Genomic DNA, 24,597 nt, shown 5'->3' with positions numbered 1-24,597 from the left:
TCGTTGCTGGTATGCGCCGGACAGGTGGATCTAGGGGGTAGAGCGAGATGAATGCCTCACTTCGGGGGATTGGTATCGACATGAGCGTGCGGACTGTGGTTATTGGCGAGATCTTCGAGGACCTGGCGGAGATGTGCGACGACGCAGCTAGCGTCTTCGGTGGATCGGAAGGGTTGCCTGTTCGAGGGCTGGAGCTAGCGGCTCGCCAGTGGCGTCGGGCGGCCCGCATCATTAAGGAGTCTGCTGATCGTTCGTCGGATGACCTGTTGGCGAGAGCCATCGACGCCTGCTGGCAGGGGGCGAGTTACGGGCTGGAAGGCATGGCCACTGCCTTGTCAGACGAACCGACGCGCGTCAGACCATTCTGCGGGGCTCACTGCCAGACCTGCCCCAAGTCGGCAGCGGAGGCGCACCTTAAGACCTTGGCATTTGCAGTCTCACAGACAAACGCCGCCGAGGCAGTGAACGAACTTGCGTCGAAGCTCGGCACCTACTCGGTCAACGCTGCAGATCTACCGGCTGTCGGGGATCAATGGCGTGAGTTCGCACAAGGTGTTAGAGGTTGTGCGGACGCTGGCCTGGGGCGGTCCGTGGTGCAGTACATCTCCGCTGTCTAAGAACTCCTTTGTACGCACGGGACGGGGGCCACTTTGACCGCCTGAACGTCATCAGCGCCGGGCTGTTCGAGCGTTTGTTTCCAGGGACGACTATCGACGACGGATCCCAGGCTGCCCCTATCGGCATCCGCGGCATGCTCGCGAGGTGCTCAGGGGCTTCACGTTAGTCAAGTACCTGACGATGGGGATGTAGCAGGAGGACGAAATTTAGGTACTTACCTTTGCTTTCTCCCACTGTCATAAACAGCCGCCATTCGTTGGTGCTACATTCATCGAACATCCATACCGCACCGGAATGCATCTTCACGTATATTCTCTCAGCCGCCTCGTCGTAGGCGCAGGCTGATACTAGTGAGGAGTCGGATACCTTACACCAGTCCATGCATCACGTCCCGTGGGTTCGCATTATGTTTTCCACCTCGTGATCAACGTCCGCGAAGATGGAGGGGCGCAGGTATACGTATTGCTTGAACATCTCATTTTTGAATCGCAAGAGGCCGGGCTGTCTGTAGCCAGATGGGATGAGAACTTCTCCATATTCGCTTGAGGCCAGGTGCCCTTTGTAGGCTGCCGGGTTCGTAACTCCAATTCGCCGAAGCATGGAATATATATCACTTGTGGGGATCTGAGATGCTTGCCAGGAGGCGAATAGGCGCAATGTCTTTTCGCGTTGGGCCGAGTCTCGAACCGCCTGGTGGTACATGTCTGCGAATTGCTGAGCAAAGCGCCTTTGCGTCAGGCTACGTATCGCTTGGGTGAGATGGTCGTTCGAAACGATCTCATCGCCGGCGTCCGCTGCCAATACGAGGGCCTGCTGTCCTATGACATGCGTGAACCATGGAAATCCCCCCGACACTTCTACGAGCCTCTTGCGGGCATCGGTGGAGAATCGGTGAGGGGCTCCCATTCGATGCAACGACGCGATAGCCCGGTCAATAACGTCGGCCAGCTCACCCTTGGTCATCCGTGGCACGTTTATAGGTACCAAGGCGCGATCAATGGATGGATGAGAAAGATGCAGGTCGGCGATATTCTGAGCGACGCCAATGAGTATGAATCTCAAGGTAGGGCTGCTGACATTATGGAGGAACGAAGCGAATCCAGAGAGACTCTCTGCGCGGTCAAGCTCATCAATAATGAACAGAAACTTATGCTGGCCAGTTGATTCCTCGATCGCCCGAACGGTCTTTTGTAGCTTCTCCGAATGGTTCAGGTTCTCATATCGAATCCTCTCGGCTTCCGCTTGGTAGGTTTTTATTGAGTCGAGGTGGAACAACTTAAGGGTGACTCCCATGCTGGTCTTTCGATCTACAAGCCTCGATGCTCTGCCGGAGCCGCGGTCTTCCAAATCGAGGCTTTCCATGCCGTTGATTAGTAGCTGAATTAGTTCCGTGCCATTGTGTACCTCGTCCGAGCATGTTACGTAGAGTGCAATGAATGTGTCATCGACAGGAATAACTCGATCATGTGAGTCGATGGAATCTAGAAGCTCGGTGGCGCCCATGGCGATCAGTTGAGCTTGGATTGCAAGGCTTGTCTTCCCCAAACCGCGGTCGCCGTAAATAACTGGGATCTGTCCCGTCGACTGCAGTGCATCAGACAACTCTAGGATCTGCTGTCGGCGGCCGGCGAAGAGGCTAGGTTCGACCACCTCGTGCGACGGCGTGAAAGCGTTCAGGAGCGCCGCGCGACTATATTCCAGCATTGCACTCTCCGCTATGCATCGACTCTTGGCGTATCGAATTTGTTCGACTGGCCATTTATGCACCAACCTTGGAGGTCCTCTACCCAGTCTACGGTTGCCAGCTCAGTGACGCACTGTCTTTGGTTACTAAGGGAACCGAGGCGGCGCATTGGTCATGCGCGGGGCCGATGTCCACCCACCGTGGTCTCACCTAGCGCCCGAACGACATCAGTCAGTGACATCAACAGCGGTGGAAATCTGCGTACAGCCGCATGCAGGGCCAGGGACCAGGCTTTGGTCAAGTCAGTCGCATACGGGTCTCTGCGAGAAGTGCGCGCGCCTGGGGGTCAAGGGGTCGCAGGTTCAAATCCTGTCGTCCCGACGGTGCTTACGCAGGTCACAGGCCGTCCCCGCCGCAAGGCGGGGACGGCCTGCGTCGTTGTTGTCGCAGGATGTCGCGCGACCCTGCCCGCCTGGGTCACCCATGCGGCCCCGAAGGGGGCGAGACTCCCTGGCCCGGACGCCTGCCCTCGCCGGCTGCGAGTGGCCTCCCACCCCGCGCCGCCGGGGCCTGCAGGTCTGGCGGGAGTCCAGTAGCTGGACGGAAAAGACCGGTATGGGTTGAAATGAGTCTGTTTCGGATTCCTGAGGTGCTGTCGCACGGTGCGACAACAGCGCGGCCCGTGGACCGGCTGACCTGCGACGCCCCCTTGGCGGAGTCCCCAATGACGCCGCTGGCCAGATCGGCTGCCCAACCAGCGCACCAGCATCGTGGGGAGCGCCGGACCCTCGAGAGGGGTCAGGCGGCGAAGCGCAGCGCGGTGGCGGGGCGGCCGGAGGCGTGGTCTGCGTCGGCCAGGTTCAGGGCGTCGGCCAGAGCGGTCACCGCGTCCTGGGCGGCGTAGCGGAGCAGGTGGCCGTAGAGGTTGATGGTGGTGGCCACGGTGGAGTGCCGCAGCGTCTTGGAGACAATGCCCAGGGGGACGTCGGAACTGATCATGATGGTCGCCGCGGTATGCCGCAGATCGTGCAGTCCGATCCGCGGAAGTGCGATCTCCGCGGTGCGTTTGCGGAGCTGATCCAGCACACGTTGCGGACGCAGCGGGGCCCCGTCCGCCCCCGCGAAGACCAGCCCCTCCAGCGGGGTCCCTGGAGGCTGCAACGCGTGGTGGGCTGCAGCTTGACGTTGGAGAGCGGCGACGATGCGCGGTGACAGACCTACCCAGTTGCGACTGGCGCGGGTCTTGGGCGGCCCCAGATGCAGTTCGTTGTTGTTGACGGCGGTCAGCGACCAGCGCACGAACAGGGTGCGGTCCATCAGGTGCACGTCGGGCCAGTGCAGGCCCAGAACCTCCCCGCGCCGCAGTCCGGTGCCGATCACCACCTCGTACAGGTCGGCAAGCTGATCGGCGTAGCACTCGGCGTTGTGGCGCAGGAACGCCGCCGCCTGCATCGGGCTCCAGCACAGCCGTTCCGCCGCCTGAGGTCGGGGCAGTACGGCGAAAGCGGCCGGGTTGTAGGCCAGCCGGCGGGCACGGACCGCCGCGTTCAGAGCCGTGCGCAAAGTGGCGGCGATGCGGTAGACGGTGACCTGTCCGCGCTGGGCGTGCAGTTGGCCGGCCACCCAGGCATCGACGTGACGCGCGCGCAGGTCGCACAACCGCATGCCGCCGAAGACGGGCAGCAGGTCGTGATGGACGGCTGTCCGGTAGTTCGCGAAAGTGGTCGGCCGCAGCACCCGCTCCCGCGCCGCCAACCACTCGACCAGGTACGCGCCGAGGCTCAGGCGCGGATCCTCGTACACCCCGGCCTGCTCGCCCTTCAGCAACAGAGCCAGTGCTTGCTCGGCCTCGGCCTAGTTGCTGTATCCGGTACGACGCCGGGTGTTACGACGGGTGTCCGGCATCGGCAGGTCCACCGCGTACGCCCAACTTCCGTGCTCGGTGTCTGTTTGCAGCTGGAGACAGCGTGGTCCCCGAAGGCGCCGCTGGGCATCGCGGCAGCTGCAGGTACGGTAGATCCGGCCCCGTTGGGGATGGCTGGTCACCAATGGCCTCCTACATCGAACGAATCTCGCCCTCGCCACCTTTCCGCCTCTGCTGGTAACCGGACAGGGCGTAGATCATGGCGGGTGAGGCACGATTTACGTACGGTTGCCCAAGGGGCTGACCGGCGCCCTCCCAACCGCCCAGGAGCCAATGGATCAACTGCCGCAGGTGTGGGTAGGCCGCCAGGACCATCGGCCAGTAACTATCGTGTGGGCGACTCGGGCGGTTGTATGGTGCGCTGCATGTCCTTGTCCTCGCCGGTCTGCTCCGACTGTGGCCAACCGCTGACGGCGGTTTGCTCTCGTTCTCTGCCGCCGAGAGGACGACGGACAGCGAGCGTGCCGCATGGTGTGAGGATGTTGGCAGAAGCACGTGTGGTGGAAGTGGTCGGACCGGCCGGAGGACCCTTTGGAACCTTGCCCGTTCCGGGAGTTGTTCGCGATGTAGGCCTACGTCAGCCGGTTTGCCGTCACGAGTAGAAGCCGCGGCCGTACTCATCAGGTCCGACGATGAAGTCGTCGGGGCGATCGCGTCGAAGTTCGTCGTATCGCACACCGAAGAGGTCTATCGCCTCGTGGAGAGAGCAACCCAGGGTGTCGCGGATCGTCTTGAGGGCGAAGATGATGCGCTGCTCCAAAATGTCATGGTCCACGCTCTCGGGCAGTCTGGTCATGACCCCCTCCAGTTCTCGGTACAGCAGCGGAGTACAGCAACTTCTCTGGCTGCCGTCAATCGGATATGACCTCAGGACCCCGGCTGACCAGCCCAGCACGCCGCACCGACCGTGACGCCGGTAGTTTCGTGACGAGTAGTTACGAGCCTTCAGGAGAGGATGGGCGCATGAACTCAGAGTCCAACGGTGCTCCGCCGGCCAGCACGCGGGTCGCTGTCACGACAGATGCTGTCGCCCGGGTGTTCTCTTGGGAGGAGGAGGCTCGTATTGAGGTACGCAACCTGGGCGACGAGGTGGTCGTCGAAGCGAATGCGGCAGGACTGAGAACACTTGCCAACCACTTGCTGGTACTCGCTCAGGATGGCACTCCGGACGGGAGTCACTTGCACTTGGACGCGGGCAATGGCCTTGAAGTCGGGTCCGTGGGCCTGGTTCTGGAACGCAACGACGCGGAGTGAGGGACAGCCACGGGTGGCTGTCCGACAGTGATCCGAGGGTCGAGCGAGGGCGAGATAAGCTCACACCGGTCAGAGGACATCATGAAAACCCTGACATTTGCGGGGGCCTCACCTTCTATTGGCGCTGCATGACAACCCTTGAACGCGCTGGTGCTTTCTATGCGACTGAAGTGGATGATGGCAATGGGGATCTTTTCTCCTGAAGAATTGGATGCGGCGACTCGGGCGATGCTGACGGAAGCTGGTTGGTACTCTGGTCGGCACGTGGATATGACTGACAAGGCGCGTGAGTTCGAAATTTGGGGAATTTCGATGCATAGTCGTGCCCGGTCAATTCTGGAGAATTTGCATGGGTTGATCGTTGATCCCGTTGGGCCTGAAGGTGCAAATTTCCATGTCGATAAGATCAAGTTCGACCCCGATCTTGCTGCAGATTTGGATGTCATCCAAGAGTTGTTCCAGCGATTCCAGGAGGACTTTTTCCCTATCGCCTGTATGTATGTCGACGGGATCTTTGTTTCTTCGTCGGGGCTCACGGTATGTAGCCTCGAGGACGAGATTTGGATCGTCGGTCATTCCTTTGAGGAAGCCCTGGACCGTCTCGTCTGCCTAACTGGAAGGGTGGAGCGCTTAAGTCGGTAGGGATCTGTCGCTGTGTGATTGGGTGGGCTCCAGCGCTGAGGTGTTCGGGCCTCAAGTACTGCTTCCTGCCTGCGCGAGAATGATTCTTTCGCCGAGTCGCTCCTGTCTATCGACTGCCCGCCTTGGGATGAATCACGGTCGGCATCATGTGAGTGTGGTGAAGGTCGTGGATGCTGGCTCATCCTCGGTGTGGCCGGCGGGTGAAGGGTTCTTGTTCTGCCGCGGGTGGAGGGTGCATCGAAGACGCGTGGGACGGACCCCGGCCCGGCCTGCAGCTCTTGAGGATGGTCGTGCGGATCCGGACTCCTTGTTATGGCCGCCGAAGGTATCGGGCATGACTCTGCCGCCCCGAGTGCGGCAATGCGCTACCCTCACGCGATCGCGAACAGGCGTTCGGCCACGGGGGATGGGGAACAGGTATGGGGTGGGGACGAGGGCGGCATGCTGTGGCCGGTACGGCCATGGGCGTTCTGCTGGCGGTGCTGACGGCCTGCGGGCCGGCCACGACGGGAGCCCAGCACTCGGCTCGAGGGGTTGCGACAACGGTTGCCGCCAGTCCTACCGTCATCGGGCCGACTGCGGACCTGTTGTCTTTCACGTATCACCGGCATGCCGCAGCAACGGAGACCATCGACCAGCAGCTGGAAATCCACAACAGCTACCAGCATTCGGTCCTTCCTGTACTGGAGTTCACCGCCGTGGACGCGCACGGCCAGGTCCTGCCGCAGGTGAAAGTTGCCGGCGTGTTCGGCAGCGACCGGGGGAGTCTGGTGGCGCCGTACGGCTACACCAACGACATCCTGCGCTTTTCCGGACGGGGTGAGCACGAGGTCGCCGACGTGCGAGTAGTCGTCCACAGCGTCACCACGGCCAGCATCCGGGCCGGACTCCACTACGCGAATGCGCAGGCGCGGGACAGCAAGGGCAAGGACGTCAGCAAGTTCAGTCGCTTCTCCTCAGTCACGGTGTCCAACACCGATGACTTCCCCGTCTGGGTACGCGTTGTCTATCTCGTGTACGACCAGCCTGCCGCTGGCCAGAGCCAACAGGCCACGACCGTCGTCCCGATTGGCGGACTGCTCCTCGTTCCAGCCCACGGCAACGCGACGGTGGCCGTCGCCGGCGCCGCGGCAGATGCGGTCGCCCACTACTCCAACGGGCCTGCGGTCAGCATCAAGACGTACAACTCGCAATAGATCGCGGCGGTGTAGCCGGCTTGTTCCAGGCCGTCGGGAGCTTGCAGCGTAGGCGTCGTTCCTCTTCGATCTTCCAGAACGGGTAACTCGTCGTCTTCCGTGGGAGACTCGTTCAGCTGGATCAGTCCACCGGGTGTCTGAAGACCGCGATGGCGGATGCCACCGTGGGGCGGCATCCGTTCCTCTGCAGGGTGACCAAGTGAGGCGACTGGGGGCCGCGTGGGTCGTGAGACACGACCAAGGCCACCATGATGACCTGGTCACCGGTAGCCATTGCGAGCAATCCCGCATGACTTGGTCGAGAGTCAGGATGCGTTCGCGACCATACGGCCCAAGGTCTCCCGAGCGAAGGCGCATGCGTCCTTGACGACGGGCACTTGTCCTGGCCTGCAGGTTGCTGTACAGCCACGGATACAGAAGGTCCCGTTCGTCTTCAGGCACGGGTGCCGATATCTGCCGAGCGCGCTGCTACCGCCTGCGTGTGTAGCCAGCGGTTCGCCAAGGAAGGCAGGAATGCCTCAGCACGCTTGGCTGCGCCGACTGGACTGTCCGCCAAGGCCAGCCAATCGACCAACTGTGCTGGGCATGCAGGACCAGCCGTCGGCCGGCACTCGCCGCGACCGGATGCTCCGGAAGCTGCGACGGGAAATCGAGCATCACCCGTCGGTTCGCAGACGACCTCTACGCCGGGCCAACTGGACGCGTAGGGCCTTTCCGTCGGGGGATATGCCCCTTCCGAAAGGTCCGAGCCCGTACTCTCCTCGATCTCCCAGCCTGGATAAAGACGTCGCATCAGGCCAGACGTGCGCTCCAGGTCGGCAGCGAGCAGATGGGAACCGAGACGGGATCCGCCCGGTACGGGTGAACGCGGTGGGACTTCCTCTATGTGAGGCGTTACGGCAGGGGCGACGCGTCCGGGGCGATATCGACGACGCTGACCTGGATCGTGGGCTCGTGGGTGAGCAGGAGGCGGGGGTTGCTGCCGTCGAGGGCGGCGGTGCCGATGCCGTGGGGCGGAAACGGCCCGATCATCCGGCCGTTGCCGACGGCGAAGCAGCCGTCGGGCAGGTCTTCGGTCTGGTCGATGCGTCGGGTCGTGCCGCTCACGACGTCGACGATGAGTGCCGGCGCCCGGGGAGTCTCGTCGTAGTCGACGTCTTCGGGGAACATGACGAGTTCCTGCTCGCTGAACCAGGAACCCTGTGAGGAGTCCAGGGCTTCCATCTCGGTGAAGTGGGTGACGAGTCGGCCGCTGCCGGAATCGAGGACCGTGATGGCGCACGTCTCGTCGACATCAAGGTGCACGATGGCGATGAAGCGGCCGTCCGGCGACCAACTGATCGCCCTCTCCGCGGGCGCGAGACCCGGACCGGACCACAGGCGGCGCCGGTCACCGGTGACGAGGTCGATGAGACTGACGATCAGCAGGTCGGCCACAAACTGGTCGTCGGGCCCTCGGTCCTGGTCGGCGGACAGGACGGCGAGTGAGCACCCGGCAGGGGAGAACCCCGCGCGCAGGTCCGAGCCGTCGGCTTCGGCGTCGAACCGTGCCTCGGTGCCGTCGGCCAAAAGGTGCACCACCAGGTGTGCCCTCCCGTGGCCGGAGACGGAACTGCTGAGATAGGCCAGTCGGCTTCCGTCACGCGAGAGCGCGATTGCGTCGATGCGCAGATCCGTCGGCGTGCACGGGACCCTGACGAATGCTCCGTTGTCCGAGTCCTGGACGATCACCGTCCGATGTCCGTTGCCGGGCGAGTCCGCCTGCAGCAGCAGCCCGGCCCGCTCGATGCGACGCACTTCCAGGCCGTCCACCGACAGTTCCCATGGCCGATCCGCTGCCACCGAGCCTCCCACCGAAGTGATACCTGCCTTCGCCCTGCCGCCGGAAACCGTACCAGGTGGGTACGGCCGGCGAGGTGCGACCACTCATGGGCACGTGTACTTCTCCCAACCGCAGCCGATTCGCCGCAATTCGGCCGCATAATCCTGCACTTCGGAGTGTGGTGTTTCGGAAGGAGGAATTCCGATTTTCCACGCCCGTGTCCAAGTTGAGGCCCCCTTGCTGCGCGTGATCACTTCGGCTAGCATCACGTCCTCATGGGGATACTTCCGGGGTTTCGGCTGGGAACACTGCGTCAACTCTGCATATTCGTGGCGGCCGTTCTGGTTGCTGCAATGCTTGTTCCCGTTGAGGCCGCATGGTTCCCCGAAAAGGCTTATGCTGCCACATGCACGAATAGCTCCGACTGGTCGGCGGGAACCCGCAAGGAGTCGGCTCGATGCATTAACAGTTTCATGTATAAGACGCGCCGTATTCTCAAGCCGAACCCGGGCTGCTTCGATAAAGTCGCCCCCGTTGACGGTTACCTGCGATTCACCTGCGGCCCAGGCGTCGAGGCCATCGGCCAGGCGCGGGCCATCAAGTATCTGAGTGATCATCTGGAGAGCCCGAGCCAGGGGCTGATAAGCCCCAACGTGCAGTGGGAGATGTACCTGCCCGGGAACAAACGACCCGACATCTTCGTCTACGACCGCACCAACCCGGCCGCCGGGGTGGATGTGATCGAGGCGAAGGTCAAGGGCGAGAACGCCGATTACGCGCAGTGGGGAACCCAGGTCGACGGCTACGTCCAGCAGTTCACCCAGCGGGGAATGGTGAATGTGCGGCGGGGTAACACCCTTAACCGGTGGGGTACGTACGCCGACGAGTTCCTGGTCCGGGACACGAACAAGACCTGCACAACCACAGGCGGCACCGGGTACATCTGGCGGACCTACAAGGCCACCTCGCCGCAATCCGGCCTGCTGAGCATCGAGGAAGTCCGGGACAAGCGCACCTGCAGCGAGGAGAAGCCCCCGACGTCCTCCAATCCCCAGCCACCGGTGCTGATCGCCGTCCCCGACACGCTGCCTGAGGTGATCTCGACGGTGGCCGAGGACGGTGGACTCGCCGGTGATGTGGCTGCGGCGGGCGGACCGGAGGCCGCTGCTGCGGATTTGATCGCGGAGCTGGAGGTGATGCTGGGCGGCGCTGACGGCTCAGTGATTCTCGCGGAAGCCGGATTCCTCACGGTGGAGGCGGCGTTGGGTGCCGGAGCTGTGGCGATCCTGCTGTTCGCCCTCTGGTATCTGATCCACCACGGCGGCCTGGCCAACGGCGATCCGCATATGACCACCGTCGACGGGCTGCACTACGACCTGCAGTCCGCAGGCGAGTTCACCCTCGCCCACTCGGATACCTACGGGATGGACGTCCAGGGACGTTTCACCCCGCTGAGCTCCTCCAGTTCCGTCTCCACGATCAGCCGCGTCGCGATGGACGTGAATGAGCACCGGGCGGAGTTCACCTCCAGCCAGCTGTTCGTCGACGGCCAGGCGCGGAGCCTGGGCTACGGAAAGATCCTCTCGCTCGGCGAAGGCGGCTACGTCATCCACGATCCAAACGGCGGCTACCTGGTGCTGTGGAGGGGCGTCGGCGGACCCATCCTGTCCTGGAAGTCCGGCTCCGCCGGCCTTTGGGTGCCGCCGTCCCAGGGCAGTGACCTGACGGGCCTGTTCGGCAACGGCGACGGCAATCCCAGCAACGACCTGCGGCTCGCCGACGGCACCCAGCTGCCGGCCGACACCTCACCGACCGTCCTGCACAGCGACTTCGCCGACTCCTGGCGCCTCAGCGCCGACGAGTCGCTCTTCACCTACGCCGACGGGCAGGACACGTCCACCTTCACCGACCTGACCTTCCCGTCGACCATCACCACCGTGCATGACCTGACTCCGGACCAGGTCTCACTCGCCTCTGCCCAGTGCGAGACGGCCGGCGTGGCCCCGGGCCCGGCGTTCAACAGCTGCGTCCTGGACCTGGCCCTCACCGCCAACACCGACTTCGCCACCGCCGCCGCCCAACAGCAGAACATCAGCTACGACCCGACAGCCCGGGGCGTGGACGCCGCGGGTGATCTGACCGTCGACTTCGAGGGTTCCTCACTGCCGTCGAACCTGCTGCCCGCGCGGGTGTCCACCGACCCGGGCACGACCGCCTTCGCCGGTCCCTTCAGCGGCACCGACGCATACCGCTTCTACGTCCAGTCCCTACCGTCCCACCTGCAGGGGACACTGAGCTTCAACCTGCTGACGATCGGTGACTGGACGACGGGTACCGACACCAAGTCCGTCACCGTGGCGACCGACCGGCAAGAGCCGTACACCATCAGGCCGCAGTCCCTGACACCGGCATCGACGGGCACGCTCGCCAGCGGCGTGCGCTACGCGGTGTACCGGGTGACGGTGCCCTTCACGCACACCGACAGCCAAGCCGAGTTCAAGGTCTCAGCGAAGGGTGCCACCGGCATCGCCGACCAAGCCTTCGGCGTGGACGACGTCGCACTCCACATCGACGTGGTGCCACCGCAGACCTTCGCCACAGCCTTGCCGTTCTCAGTGTCCGACGGGACCCCCGCGGCTGGCGCCGGGAACCTGGAGAACGGAGCATCGGAGGACGACTACACCTTCGCCGTGACAGCCGGCGCGTCGCTGTTCGTCGACCCGCACACCTGCCCCGGCGGCACGCGACAACTCCAGTGGGAACTGGAGAACGCCGCGGGCCGGGAGGTTGCCTCGGACTTCAGCTGCATGGGCAAGGAGGTCCGCGACCTGCCCGCGGGCACGTACCGGCTGCGCGTTCACACCCAGAACCAGACGCCGGGCCGGTACACGCTCAGCGTCACCAACATCCCGTCCGACGCCTCCGCGACCGCCTCGCTGGACGGACCGGCTTCGACGCTGACCACCACCTCGCCGGGACAGAACGGCACCTGGACGTTCACAGGGAATGCCGGACAGCGGGTGTTCCTCGGCTTCCACGACGGCACCATCAGCGAGTACGACGCCGCGGTGACGGTGCTCAAGCCCGACGGCAGCACACTGCTGGACAGGCAGTACTGCGGGACCTCTTGCAACTTCGACACCACCGTGCTCCCGGTCGGCGGCACCTACACGGTGCGGTTCGACCCGGACGGCAACGCCACCGGCGCGCTGACCGCGTCCCTCCTCACCGTGCCCGCCGACCTGGCCGCGGCGATCCCGACCAACGGCACGCCGTCCACGCTCACCACGACCATCCCAGGCGAGAACGGGCGGTGGACGTTCACTGGGACGGCCGGGCAGAAGGTGTCCTTCGGCCTGTCAGGCGGCACGATCAGCCAGTACGCGTCCCACGCCTCAGTACTCAAACCGGACGGCAGCACGCTGCTGAACTGGCAGTACTGTGGGCAGTCCTGCAATTTCGGCGTCACCACGCTGCCTGTCGCCGGGACCTACACGGTGCTGTTCGATCCGGACGGCAACGCCACCGGCGCGCTGACCGCCAGCGTCTCCAGTCTCGCCACCGCAACCGCCACCGTCGGCGGCCCGGCCGTGACCCTGACGACCACCGCACCAGGACAGAACGGCGTCTGGACGTTCCCCGGGACCGCCGGGCAGCGGGTCTACCTCGATCTGGCAGGCGGCGCCTTCGGCCAGTACAACGCCCGGATCTCCGTCCTCGCCCCAGACGGCAGTGTGTTCCTCGCCGAGCAGTACTGCGGGACAGCCTGCGGCTTCGACACCACCGTTCTCCCCGCAGACGGCACGTACACCGTCCTTGTTCGACCCCTGAGCACCGCCTACGGCGCTCTCACCCTTCACGTCTACCAGGTGCCTGCGGATGCCGGCGCGACGATCTCGACCACCGGCACGGCGTCCACACTGACTGCGGGCACGCCGGGTCAGAACGGGAGGTGGACGTTCGCGGGGACCGCGGGACAGAAGGTGGCTGTGGGTCTGTCGGGCGGCACGATCAGCCAGTACAACTCTCATGTGTCGGTACTCAAGCCGGACGGCAGTGTGTTGCTGGCCGCGCAGTACTGCGGGGCGTCCTGTAACTTCGGCGTCACGACGCTGCCTGTCGCCGGGACCTACACGGTGCTGTTCGATCCGGACGGCAACGCCACCGGCGCGCTGACCGCCAGCGTCTCCGGGGTCGCCACCGCCACTGCCACCATCGGCGGGCCCGCCGTCACCCTCACCACCACCGCAGCGGGGCAGTACGCGAGCTGGGCCTTCACCGGGACCGCTGGGCAGCGCCTTTTCGCTGACCTCAGCGCCGGCGGCTTCGGCCAGTACAACGCCGAGGTGTCGGTTTTGAAGCCGGACGGCAGCGTGTTCCTCGCCGAGCAGTACTGCGGAACGTCCTGCGTCTTCGACACCACCGCCCTGCCGGTAGCGGGCGCCTACACGGTGCTCCTGCGTCCGGTCAGCACCACGCACGGCCCCCTCACCCTCCGCCTCTACCAGGTGCCCGCGGATGCCGGCGCGACGATCTCGATCACCGGCACGGCGTCCACACTGACTGCGGGCACGCCGGGTCAGAACGGGCGGTGGACGTTCGCCGGGACCGCGGGACAGAAGGTGGCTGTGGGTCTGTCGGGCGGCACGATCAGCCAGTACAACTCTCATGTGTCGGTACTCAAGCCGGACGGCAGTGAATTGCTGGCCGCGCAGTACTGCGGGGCGTCCTGCAACTTCGGCGTCACGACGCTGCCGGTCGCCGGGACGTACACGGTGCTGTTCGATCCGGACGGCAACGCCACCGGGTCGCTGACCGCCAGCGTCTCCGGGGTCGCCACCGCCACTGCCACCGTCGGCGGGCCCGCCATCAAGCTGACCACCACCGCGGTGGGGCAGAACGGGTCATGGACGTTCGCTGGGACGTCCGGCCAGCGGGTCTACCTCGACCTGACGGCCGGTGCCTTCGGCCAGTACAACGCCGAGGTGTCGGTGCTGAAGCCGGACGGCAGCGTGTTCCTCGCCGAGCAGTACTGCGGGACGTCCTGCGGCTTCGACACGACCGCTCTGCCGGCGACCGGGACGTACACCGTGCTGCTGCGTCCGGCCAGCACCACATACGGCGCTCTGAGCCTGCGCGTCTATCTGGTCCCGGCGGATATCACTGCGGCGCTGCCCACCACCGGGACCGCGTCCAAACTGACCATCACCACGCCCGGCCAGAACGGTGTGTGGACCTTCGCGGGGACCGCAGGAAAGAAAGCCACCCTCACCTTCTCCGCCGGAACCCTCGGCCAGTACAACGCCGAGGTGTCGGTGCTGAAGCCGGACGGCACGACGTTGGTCACCACCACGTACTGCGGAACCTCCTGCACCCCGGCGGCCGTGGCCCTCCCCACCACCGGTACCTACCGAGTCGTCCTCAATCCGCTGGCCAATGCCGTGGGAACGCTCACCGCCACGGTGAAGCTCGCCTGACGGTCCGGCGACCTGACCAGCTGACAACGTGATGAGACGACGAACAAGGAGAACCATGCGCAAGCCCTGGCGCCTGCTCGGCACGGTCGTGGCCCTGGCCCTGATGCTCACCGCGTGCGGAGCCTCAGCCAGTAGGCCCAGGGCCACCGCCTCCGCTCCAGCCCGCGCCACGGCCCCCGCCGCTGGTGCTGACAGGGCGGTGGTCCAGGGCTATGAATCCGTTCCGCGCACGGCCCTCACCGGCTACCTCGCCGCCCTGCGCACCATCGCCCCCGCGCTCGCTGCCAACGACGTGGAGGCATGGCGGCAGGGCACCTTCCTCTGCTACGAGATCTACGCCGGCGGCCCGACCGCGGCGGTCACTGCGTTCGCCGTCCAGGCGTACCGAAGCGCGGGAGCGACGCCCGGCAACGCCGCAGCGATCGTGGCCGCGGCCAAGGCGCACCTGTGCGGGGCCCCGGCACTCAAGAAGCAGTGGCAGCAGCACAGTTCCCCCACCTCCCCCTCCCGCTGACCCAGCAGGACCAGATATCCAGCACGAGCGGTTTCAGCCCTTGGCTGTCGTGCGTTGAGCTGGCACCGTACCGGGCCTCGCTGTTGCAGGCCGAGAGCAGCTCAGTGACGGTGGTGCGCGGCTTACAAGGCCGATATCACGAGTGCGAATTCAGTAGCTGGGCGGTTGCAACTATCCTGCGCGCTGCCGCCATTTTGGCGTGGACATCGAGGTCTGGCGGGGCTGTGCCTGTCGTGCAGAAGCAGCTGCAAGTGGGGGTGCGCTAAAGGCCTGTACGACCGTGGCGGTACCCCTCTGGAGGCGCCTGAACTGAAGGTCACGTCCCGGGCTTGTCTCATCCGCCTCTCACGGGCGTCTCACGGATGGGGCGTCATGGAGTCGGAGCAGCCGTCATGATGGGGCCCGTGGAACAGGACCTGACCTGGGCTATCGGGACTGCACCGGACCGGAGGATACGGTCCGTCAGGCTCTGACGAACGCTGGGGGTCAAGGGGTCGCAGGTTCAAATCCTGTCGTCCCGACCAGCGTTTTCGCAGGTCGGAGGCCGTTTTCGCAGAGATGCGGAGGCGGCCTTTTCCGCGTTTTGGGGTCCGGTGAGGGCGGGGTGATATCGGTGGTGAGTGCCGGCCTCCGGGGTCGCGGGCGGTGTGGGGTCATGCGGCGTCCTGCAGCGGGGTGTTGGTGACGGTGAATTGGTTGTGGCTGCGGGGTGTGTGGTCGGCTGGTGAGATTGATGGCCGGCGGTGGCCCTGGGTGGGGGCGTCGCTTGCTGTGGTGAGGGCATGGTCGATGGTGTTGACGGCGTCGACGGCTGCGGGGGCGGTGAGGTGGCTGTAGATGTTGGCGGTGGTGGAGAGTGTTGAGTGGCGCAGGGTCTTGGAGACGACGGTCAGGGGCACGCCGGCGTTGATGGAGATGGTGGCGGCGAGGTGGCGCAGGTCGTGGAGTGTGGTGCGGGGTGCGCCGAATGCGCGGCAGAGGTCGTGGAAGTGGTTCAGGGCGTATTGCGGGTGGAGGGGTTGGCCGTCGGGGCGGTGGAACACGAAGCCGCCGCGTGGCGCGCGAGTGGCTGCGGGGCCTTTGTCGTAGGCGCGGTGTTGTAGGGCGTCGGCGACGCGTCGGGAGATGGCAACCCAGTCGTTGCTGCTGCGGGTCTTGGGTGCGGTGATGACGAGGTGGTTGTTGTCGACCGCGGACAGGGTGTAGCGGACATAGAGGACACGTTCGTTGAGGTGGATGTCGTCCCAGTGCAGGGCGAGGGCCTCGCCTTTGCGCAGGCCGGAGCCGATCAGGACTTCGATGAAGTCCGCGAAGGCGGGATCCGCGGTACGGCAGCAGGACAGGAAGTGGACAGCGTCCGAGACGGTCCAGATGTGACGTTCGGCTGCTGCCGGGCGGGGGATGACGGTCGGGCGGGCCGGGTTGCCGGGGAGACGGTGGTGGCGGACGGCTTCGCCCAGGGCGCTGGAGAGTGTGGCGAGGCAGCGGTGGACGGTCACCTTGCCCCGTCCGGCGTCGAGTTGGGCGTGGACGAACGCGGCGATGTGAGAGTAGGCGAGGTCGTCGAGTTTCACCTGTCCCAGGGCTGGGATCAGGTCGTGGGTGACGTAGTCGCGGTAGCGGACGTAGGTGGTGGGTTTGAGGACGAGCTGCTTGTCCTCAACCCAGGCGGCGAGGTAGTCGGCGACGGTCTCGTTGGGGTCGGCGGTGAAGCCGGCGGCCTGGCCCTCGAGCATCCCGTGCAGGGCAGCTCGGGCCGTTTCCTGATCGCGAAAGCCGCCTCGGCGCAGTACCTGGCGTCGGTGGTCGGGGGAGCGGAGGTCGAGTGAGAAGGTCCAGCTGCCGTGACCGGGATCAGCATCGAGCTGGGGGCAGCGGGCCCCGAATTGCTTGCTGTGCTGATCGCGACAGCCGCACCGTCGGTAGGTGTGCCCGCGACGGGCTGCGGAGCGCATGATGATCGCTTCCAAAGCCGAGAATGGAACTGGGGTTCCCATCATTCAGCGAAAAGCCACGAGAAGCGAGAAACCTGCACTCATCCTGCTCTCACTACCACGCTCCGGACGTGCTGACCTGCGGGGACTCGGCGTCAAGAGCCAAGCTTGCGAACCTATTTGCGCCAGGTAGGACAGCTTGCTCCACTCAGCCCCAGTGACTCGGACGGTTGGGCGGCCTCTGGATGTCGATGCCGTTCGGCACGTAGCAGGCGTCGTGAGCCGGTGCGGCGTGCGGTTCGTCCGCGATGGTGCCCGGCTTCCCCTGCGCGGCATCACGGCGGAGGCCGGCGAAGGTCGAGCCCATAGTTAATGAGACATATGTTTGAATCAAGAACGCTTTTGCGCCATGTCTCCGCGTTGGCGGGTTGATCGCTTCTGGTTTCGCCGAAGATCCCTACGGTTGCTGGTCGGTCGTAGGGGGCGGGATGTTCAGGCATGCTCGGAAGACGCTTCTGGCGTTTGTGGTGCTCGCGCTGTTGGCGGTGAGTGGGGGGTCGCCCACCTGGGCGCGAGCCCGGCCGGCACAGATGAACGCGTTGCCGGCCATCGCGGAAGCAGCGAGTACCAGATCCGCGGCGGACCTTCCGAAGCCCCCGACGGCGATGTCTCTCGCCGAGCGGCGCAGTCAGTTGGCGTCCCAGCAGGCCCAGTTGTCACCCATGCGCGGCTACGCCGACCCGAGCACCAACAAGAACCTCAAGGCCCAGGCAAAGAAGCAGGCCCTTCAGCCCCACGACCGCCCCGCGGCTCATGCGAGTACGGGTCCGGCCGTGGCCGCGCGGAAGCCCTCCCGCCCGGCCACGGCTGCCGCGGTCGCCGACCCCGCGTGGGTGTCGGCCTACGCCACTGCGTATCCGGCCTATCTGTCGATCGGTGGCCAGGCGAAGTTCGGTGCGGGCACGGCTGCTTCGTACAGCGGCCTGTGGCTCTACGTGATGGACAATGCCGGCAACCCGGTCTACCAGCAGGAGATCAAGAAGGCCACCGGCAACCCGCAGGGCAAATTCCTTGAGACCGGGGCCTGGTGCTACGGCTGGTGGGGAAGCAACTCCTACCCGGCGGACCAGTGCTTCTGGTGGGCGTCGAACACGGCGGGCGGTCCGCTGCAGGACGGCAAGGAGTACTACGCCTGGATCTTCATGGAAGGCACCGACGGGTCGACCAGCCCGAACGGGACCACCTCCCCGCCGACCACGGCGTTCTACACGCCAGGCATTCCCGGAGCGCAGGTGGGCATCTGCACCTGCTACGCGCAGGCGCATCGTGCGGACCCGGTGAACACCGCGACGGGTACGTTCTTCGAGAGAGCTACGGACGCGACACTGATCGGCGCGGGCACGCCGCTGTCCCTCGACCGCTTCTACCGTTCTGACTCCGCCGCGGTGGGTCTGTTGGGCCGGGGGTGGTCCATGCCGTTCGACTCCCGACTGACACTCGCCGCCAGTACCGCTTCGTTGCGCACCGCCGACGGTTCCCTGGTCGTCTTCCAGAAGCAGGGCAACGGGACGTACGCCACTCCTGCCGGTGCCCATCTGGTCCTGGACGTGTCGGGGAGCACGTACACGGTGACGGCCGAGGACCACTCCCGCAGTGTCTTCAACAGCAGTGGCCAACTCACCGCGCTGCTGGACACGAGCGGCCACGGACTGACCTTGGCGTACGCCTCGGGCCGGCTGGCTTCCATCACTGACACGGCCGGCCGCAGCACCGCGTTCACCGTCGGTACCGACGGGCGGCTGAGCAAGGTGGCGCTGCCGGATGGCACCTTCGTGGGCTACACCTATACTGCGGGGCTGCTGACGACCGCCACCGATCCGGCGGGCAAGATCACGACGTACGGCTACGACACCGGTCAGCGACTGAACAGCATCATCGACCCCATGGGTGGGAAGGTCGCCAACACCTACGACGCGAGCGGTCGCGTCCTGACGCAGACCGATCCCAACGGCAAGAAGAGCAACTTCAGCTGGGACAACAGCCGTACCTCGAACACCACCGACGCCAACGGCGGCGTGTGGAGCGACGTCTACTCCGGCAACGTCCTGCTGCAGAGCACCGATCCGTACGGCAAGCAGGTCTCCTACGACTACGACCGCTACCTGCGCCCGGTGGACATCACCGATCGACTCGGTAACACGACGTCGATGACGTACGACGGTGCCGGGCGCATGCTCACCCGGCAGGCTCCCGCATCAGTTGGCTACAGCGAAAGCTGGGCCTACGACCCGGCCGGCAACATGGAGAGCCACACCGACAGCCGCGGCAACACCACCAAGTACCACTACGTCGCCAACCAGCTGATGGACAGCACCGACCCCGCCGGCGGCAAGGCCGCCTACACCTACACCTCGCTCGGCGCCCTTGAATCGGTGACCACCCCGCGGGGCAAGAAGACGACCTACGGGTATGACCCGGCAGGCAACCGGACATCGGTGACCACCCCCCTCGGGGAGATCAGTACCTTCCGCTACGACCCCGCAGGCCGGATCACGGCGAAGACCGACCCGCGCGGGAACGTCTCCGGCGCCGATCCTGCGGCCTTCACGACCACTTATGTGTATGACCCGCGTGGACCCCTGAAGTCCGTCACGGACCCTCTCGGGCACCTCACGTCCTACGACTACGACGACGCCGGAATGCTCGCCTCGGTGACCGATGCTGCCTCCCACCTGACCTCCTACGCCTGGGATCGGGCCGGAAACGTCCGCACGATCACCGACCCCGCCGGGAAGATCACCACCAACACCTACGACCCGGTCGGCAATCTCCAGACCGTCACCGACCCCCTCGGCAACACCACGACCTACACCTACGACAAGAACAACCACCTGCTCAGCACCCTCACACCGCGCGGGAACCTTCCCGGCGCCAACAAGGCTGCCTTCACGACCAGTTACGGCTATGACGCGAACGGCAACCGCACCAGCGTCACTGACCCCGCCGGCGCGCTCACCACGACCGAGTACGACGCGCTCAACCGTGCTGTCTCGGTGACCGACCCCCTCAAGCACGTCACCAGGACCAGCTACGACGGCAACGACAACATCGCGGCGACCACGGACCCGCTGAACAAGGTCACGGCGTACACCTACACCAAGACCGACCTTCAGGACCGCAGGACCGACCCGCTGGGCAAGATCACGTCCTACGGATATGACGTGGACGGGCACCGCACCGCTCAGACGACACCGCTGGGCTTCACCGCCACCTGGACCTACGACGCGGACGGGCGCACGGCCACCCAGGTCGATCCCCGCGGCAACGTCCCGAACGCGGACCCGACCAAGTTCACCACCACGTACCGCTATGACGAGGCCGGCAACACCACCAAGGTCACCGATCCCCTGGGCAAGATCACCACCACCGGGTACAACGCCCTGAACCAGGTCGAGACGGTCACCGACCCACTGGGCCACGTCACCAGGACCGGATACGACGAACTGGGCCGGATCAAGAAAGTCACCGGCCCCGACGGCGCGCCCACCAGCTACACCTACAACGTCACCGGCACCCTGGCGACCCGCACGGACCCCAACGGACACCCCACGACCTACGAGTACGACGACGCGGGCCGGCAGAAAAGCGTCACCGACCCGCTGGGGCGCAAACAGAGCATCGGCTACGACGCGGACAGCAACACCACCACAGTGACCAACGCGCGCGGAACCACCGCGACCACCGTGTTCGACGGGCGGGGCCTGCCGTCCGGCACCACGTACAGCGACAGCACCGCACCGATGGCCACCGACTACTACGCCAACGGCCAGCGCAAGACACTGACCGATGCCACCGGCACCCGCACCTTCGGCTACGACGCGGCCGGCCGCCTGAAGATGGCGACGCCCGATCACGGTGGGGCCTTCGCCTACAGCTATGACGACGCGGGACAGCTGACCAACCGCACCTACCCGGACGGCAGGACGTACGCCTACGGCTACGACGGCGACGGCCGGCAGAGCACCATGAGCACCCCGGGCCCTGTCACGGCGGGCACGCTCGATCCCTCCAAGCTCCAGGGCATCGCGATCGCCGGGGACAGCACGCAGACCCATGCGGTGGCGGTCGCTGACGGCAAGGTCTGGTACGCGCAGCAGAAAGCGGACGGCACCTGGCCGGCGTTCGAGGATCTGGCCCCCAAGACGGGCAGCAAGCCGGCCGTCAGCGCGGTGGCGGCGGCCTGGGTCAGTGGCGGTCTACAGGTCACCATGGTCTCGGGCGGCAAGTTGTGGCACAGCGTCCGCAAGGCGGACGGGACCTGGACCCCCTGGGGCGACGTCTTCGGCGCGGTCGGCAGCACCCTGGCCAACCTCACCTACTCCTCCTTGACCTCCACCGCCTCCGGCCTGGAAATGGTCGCCATCGCCGACGGCAAGCTGTGGCACGCCATCCGTAAGCCCGACGGGACCTGGACCCCGTGGGGCAACGTCTTCGGCGCGGTCGGCAGCACCCTGGCCAACCCGTCCCGCATCACCGTGGCCGCGACACCTTCCGGGCTGGAACTGGTGGCCATCGCGGGCGGCAAGCTCTGGCACACCATCCGCAAACCGGATGCCACCTGGACAGCCTGGGGGGATGTCTTCGGGGCCGTCCACGGCATGCTGACCGACCCGACGCGCGTGACCGTCGCCTCGACCGCCTCCGGCCTGGAAGTCCTCACCGTCGCCTCCGGCAAGCTCTGGCACGCCGTCCGCAAGACCGATGGCACCTGGACGACCTGGGGTGACGTCTTCGGCGCCGCCGGTGCTTTGACCGGACTGACCGAGGCCACCGCCATCGCGGCGGGTACCGACCTGAAGGTCCTGGCCGGCGCCACCGGCCTGCTGGGCTACACCAAGCGCGCGACCAACGGCACCTGGATCAACCCCTGGCAGGCCGCCACCCCCACCTCCGCCGTCACCACCTACGGCTACGACGCGGCCAGTAACCTCACCACTACGACGCTGCCCGCCGCCAACGGCTACACCGAACAACGTGCCTACGACCGGGACGGCCGCCTGGCCACCATCGGGAGCACCAAAGCGGGCACTGCGCTGTCGAACTGGGCGCTGACTCTGGACGACGCGGGCCGACCCACCCGCGTCGACGCCACCCGCGCTGGCCAGCCTGCCGCCTCGCAGTACTACACCTACGACCCCGCCGGCCGCCTGTTGACCGAGTGCACCGCGGCCATCCAGGCCGCGACCTGCCCCAGCCCGGCCACCACCACCTACACCTACGACGGCGCGGGCAACCGCAAGACCCAGACCACCCCCACCGTGGCCACCGAATACACCTACGATGCCGCCGACCAACTGAGCAGCGCGGTCACCGGGGCCACCACCCGCGCCTTCACCTACGACGCGGACGGCAACCAGACCGGCAGCGGCGGCGACACCCTCGCCTACGACGCCAACAACCGCCTCACTCAGGCCACCACGAGTGGGACCAGCTACACCTTCACCTACGACGCCGGAGGCAACCGCACCACCGCCTCCAAAGCCGGCACCCTGCAACGCGCCACCGCCTGGGACCTCAACAACGCTCTCCCGCAGATCGCCACCGAAACCAACGGTTCCGGCGCCCTGATCGCGGACTACGCATACAACCCGCTGGAGCAGATCCAGACCCAGCAGACAGCCGCGGACGCGTTCTCCTACCATCACGACGCCCTCGGCTCGGTCACCGACCTGACCAGCTCCACCGGCGTCAACCAGTACCGCAACAGCTACACCGCCTACGGCGAACAAACCCAGAGCAAACTCGTCGCCACCGCCCCGGCCGACCCGTTCGGCTACACCGGCCAGTACAAGGAATCCACGCCCGCCAGCGCCGGCTACAACCTCCGCGCCCGCAACTACGACCCCACCACCGGCCGCTTCACCAGCCAGGACCCCATCCAATTGCGCACGGCCAGCCCGTACACCGCGGACTACGCCTACGCGAACAACGGCCCCACCTACGCCATCGACCCCTCCGGAGCTGACTGGACCGACCCGATTATGAGCCGCGTTGAGGCGTTCGGCGGCGGGCTCGTCGAGGGCGCGAAGCTCCCCTTCGTCTTCGTCGGCGACCTCGCCAACGCTGTCTCAGGCCGTAACGGTGGGGCAGGAGCTTTCGTCGACAAATACCTCCCCATTCGCCCCGCCTACCGCCTCTATCGTGCCGCTGAAATGCTCCGACAGCAAGGCTGCGACGAACTTGCAGACCATTACGATGCCGCAGGTGATCAGCTCACCCAGCAGGTCGTCGTGGCTGGACTGGGCGGGTTGAAGGGATGGCAGAGGGACGCCGTTGCTGAGAACGGCGGGATAACGATGGGGAAGTCCGCTCACGTAATGCCCAAGCAATATCCCATCAGGGGTGGTGATCACAGCCCCTTCGCCAAGATTAAGACCCCTGAAGGGTGGTTCGACGTCGTTGTGCATGGGGATGAGGCCAACGGTTTCATCCGAGACCCAGGACTTCCGGGGACCAATATCTCGCCTGCCGAGTTGGCGCAGGAGGTTAGAGCTGCTGGATGGGACGGGGAGCCCGTGCGCCTGCTGGCGTGTCAGGCGGCTTGTGGAACGGGTGCCCAAGAACTCGCCAATGAACTCGGCACGCTGGTGCTCGCGCCCATGCAGGACGTCCGAATTACTAACAGCGGTAAGGTGGTATTGTGGGACAAAAATGAGCGACCCGTAGAAGGCGAATGGATTCCATTTGAACCGAAGTGAAGGTGGCGGTATGGACCTAAAGGCATTGGGTTACTGGAGATCGGAAAATGTCCCCGGCCTCCCGGATGTCACATCGATGATGGATGTCGAGTGGGATGAATCGGAGCGCGAAATAGTGGCCGATTATCTCAATCAAGGGCAGATTGCACGTCAATTCATGGGCGCCTCCAGTTGCCGAGTCTGCAACGCGCCTAATGGTAATGGGGAACTAACGGACGGGGAATTCATCTGGCCTACTGGGCTTAGCCACTATCTAACGGCCCATGCGGTCCGGCTTCCCAGTGAATTCGTTACTCATGTTTTTCGTCGCCTTGCAGCACTAGAAGAAGCGGAAGTCGACCACTCATGGTGGAATGGGCAAGGCTGCTAGCGTGGGTGCATGTATGAAGAGAAGAACTGTGAAGTGGGATCTCATGAACTCTTCCACTCCGGTGCTGCAGCTAAGTGCAGCAAATTATTATAACCGCCTTGGGTCTGCTATATGATCTATGGCCCCCGGCTCGCAGGATGGGTCCATGGAACTCGAGCCCAACAGGGCGGACGTCCCCCCAGATCCTCAGCGACCTTGGGGACAGAGTTTCTCAACTAGATCAAGGCGACTCGCTGCGCATGCTGCTGGCCCTAGCTCCGGGCCTCTCAGGGTCTGCAGGGCAGTCTTCTCTCAGAGAGATCAGGGCCGCGCACAGCGCGGCGGCGCCGGCCGTCGCCCGGCGCGGCCCGCCTCCATGTCTGCGCCACCGGCTGGCCGCGCCGGTCGCCGTCCGCGCCCACAAG

General features: G+C 65.2%; 12 protein-coding genes. 6 read left to right on the top strand and 6 right to left on the bottom strand.

The window, feature by feature from the left end:
* Positions 1 to 1,002: 1,002 nt before the first annotated feature.
* The 3 genes from AC07DC_RS05470 to AC07DC_RS05460 all read right to left on the bottom strand — a co-directional run bounded on the left by AC07DC_RS05470 (position 1,003) and on the right by AC07DC_RS05460 (position 5,022).
* A complete protein-coding gene (locus tag AC07DC_RS05470) occupies positions 1,003 to 2,322 on the bottom strand; it encodes an ATP-binding protein (protein WP_478912018.1) in 1,320 nt (439 codons plus the stop codon).
* A 778-nt stretch (positions 2,323 to 3,100) separates the two neighbouring features.
* Positions 3,101 to 4,129 carry a site-specific integrase gene (locus AC07DC_RS05465; RefSeq protein ID WP_478912016.1) on the bottom strand — a complete coding sequence of 343 codons (1,029 nt, stop codon included), beginning with the start codon at positions 4,127 to 4,129 and terminating at the stop codon, positions 3,101 to 3,103.
* Positions 4,130 to 4,818: 689 nt separating this feature from the next.
* Positions 4,819 to 5,022, bottom strand: coding sequence for a hypothetical protein (locus tag AC07DC_RS05460; protein ID WP_478912015.1), 204 nt, complete (start codon positions 5,020 to 5,022; stop codon positions 4,819 to 4,821).
* A gap of 167 nt (positions 5,023 to 5,189) precedes the next feature.
* On the opposite strand from AC07DC_RS05460, the gene AC07DC_RS05455 reads away from it, so the two are divergent.
* The 3 genes from AC07DC_RS05455 to AC07DC_RS05445 all read left to right on the top strand — a co-directional run bounded on the left by AC07DC_RS05455 (position 5,190) and on the right by AC07DC_RS05445 (position 7,318).
* Positions 5,190 to 5,480: an Imm32 family immunity protein gene (locus tag AC07DC_RS05455; protein WP_478912013.1), complete on the top strand. Its 291-nt coding sequence runs from the start codon at positions 5,190 to 5,192 to the stop codon at positions 5,478 to 5,480.
* Between the two features lie 138 nt (positions 5,481 to 5,618).
* Positions 5,619 to 6,122, top strand: a complete 504-nt coding sequence (locus AC07DC_RS05450) for an SUKH-3 domain-containing protein (RefSeq protein ID WP_478912011.1) — start codon at positions 5,619 to 5,621, stop codon at positions 6,120 to 6,122.
* 461 nt (positions 6,123 to 6,583) lie between these two features.
* The gene (locus tag AC07DC_RS05445) at positions 6,584 to 7,318 is read left to right on the top strand and encodes a hypothetical protein (protein ID WP_478912009.1); all 735 of its coding nucleotides are present in this window, start codon (positions 6,584 to 6,586) and stop codon (positions 7,316 to 7,318) included.
* A gap of 433 nt (positions 7,319 to 7,751) precedes the next feature.
* Here AC07DC_RS05445 and AC07DC_RS05440 read toward each other — a convergent pair whose 3' ends face one another.
* Together AC07DC_RS05440 and AC07DC_RS05435 are read right to left on the bottom strand one after the other, a co-directional pair.
* Positions 7,752 to 8,132: a DUF6928 family protein gene (locus tag AC07DC_RS05440; RefSeq protein WP_478912620.1), complete on the bottom strand. Its 381-nt coding sequence runs from the start codon at positions 8,130 to 8,132 to the stop codon at positions 7,752 to 7,754.
* Positions 8,133 to 8,212: 80 nt separating this feature from the next.
* Entirely contained in the window at positions 8,213 to 9,160 is a 948-nt protein-coding gene (locus AC07DC_RS05435; protein WP_478912007.1) for a hypothetical protein, read from the bottom strand.
* Between the two features lie 453 nt (positions 9,161 to 9,613).
* On the opposite strand from AC07DC_RS05435, the gene AC07DC_RS05430 reads away from it, so the two are divergent.
* Both AC07DC_RS05430 and AC07DC_RS05425 read left to right on the top strand, forming a co-directional pair.
* Positions 9,614 to 14,617: a VWD domain-containing protein gene (locus AC07DC_RS05430; protein ID WP_478912005.1), complete on the top strand. Its 5,004-nt coding sequence runs from the start codon at positions 9,614 to 9,616 to the stop codon at positions 14,615 to 14,617.
* A gap of 55 nt (positions 14,618 to 14,672) precedes the next feature.
* The gene (locus AC07DC_RS05425; RefSeq protein ID WP_478912003.1) at positions 14,673 to 15,131 is read left to right on the top strand and encodes a hypothetical protein; all 459 of its coding nucleotides are present in this window, start codon (positions 14,673 to 14,675) and stop codon (positions 15,129 to 15,131) included.
* 653 nt (positions 15,132 to 15,784) lie between these two features.
* Here the strand turns inward: AC07DC_RS05425 and AC07DC_RS05420 are convergent.
* Positions 15,785 to 16,867, bottom strand: coding sequence for a tyrosine-type recombinase/integrase (locus AC07DC_RS05420; RefSeq protein WP_478912001.1), 1,083 nt, complete (start codon positions 16,865 to 16,867; stop codon positions 15,785 to 15,787).
* Positions 16,868 to 17,730: 863 nt separating this feature from the next.
* Here AC07DC_RS05420 and AC07DC_RS05415 point away from each other — a divergent pair.
* The gene (locus AC07DC_RS05415; protein WP_478912000.1) at positions 17,731 to 23,823 is read left to right on the top strand and encodes a DUF6531 domain-containing protein; all 6,093 of its coding nucleotides are present in this window, start codon (positions 17,731 to 17,733) and stop codon (positions 23,821 to 23,823) included.
* Positions 23,824 to 24,597 lie beyond the last annotated feature (774 nt).

The sequence above is a fragment of the Streptomyces sp. NPDC045021 genome (assembly GCF_056432645.1).
This window is presented reverse-complemented; position numbering and strand designations above follow the sequence as displayed.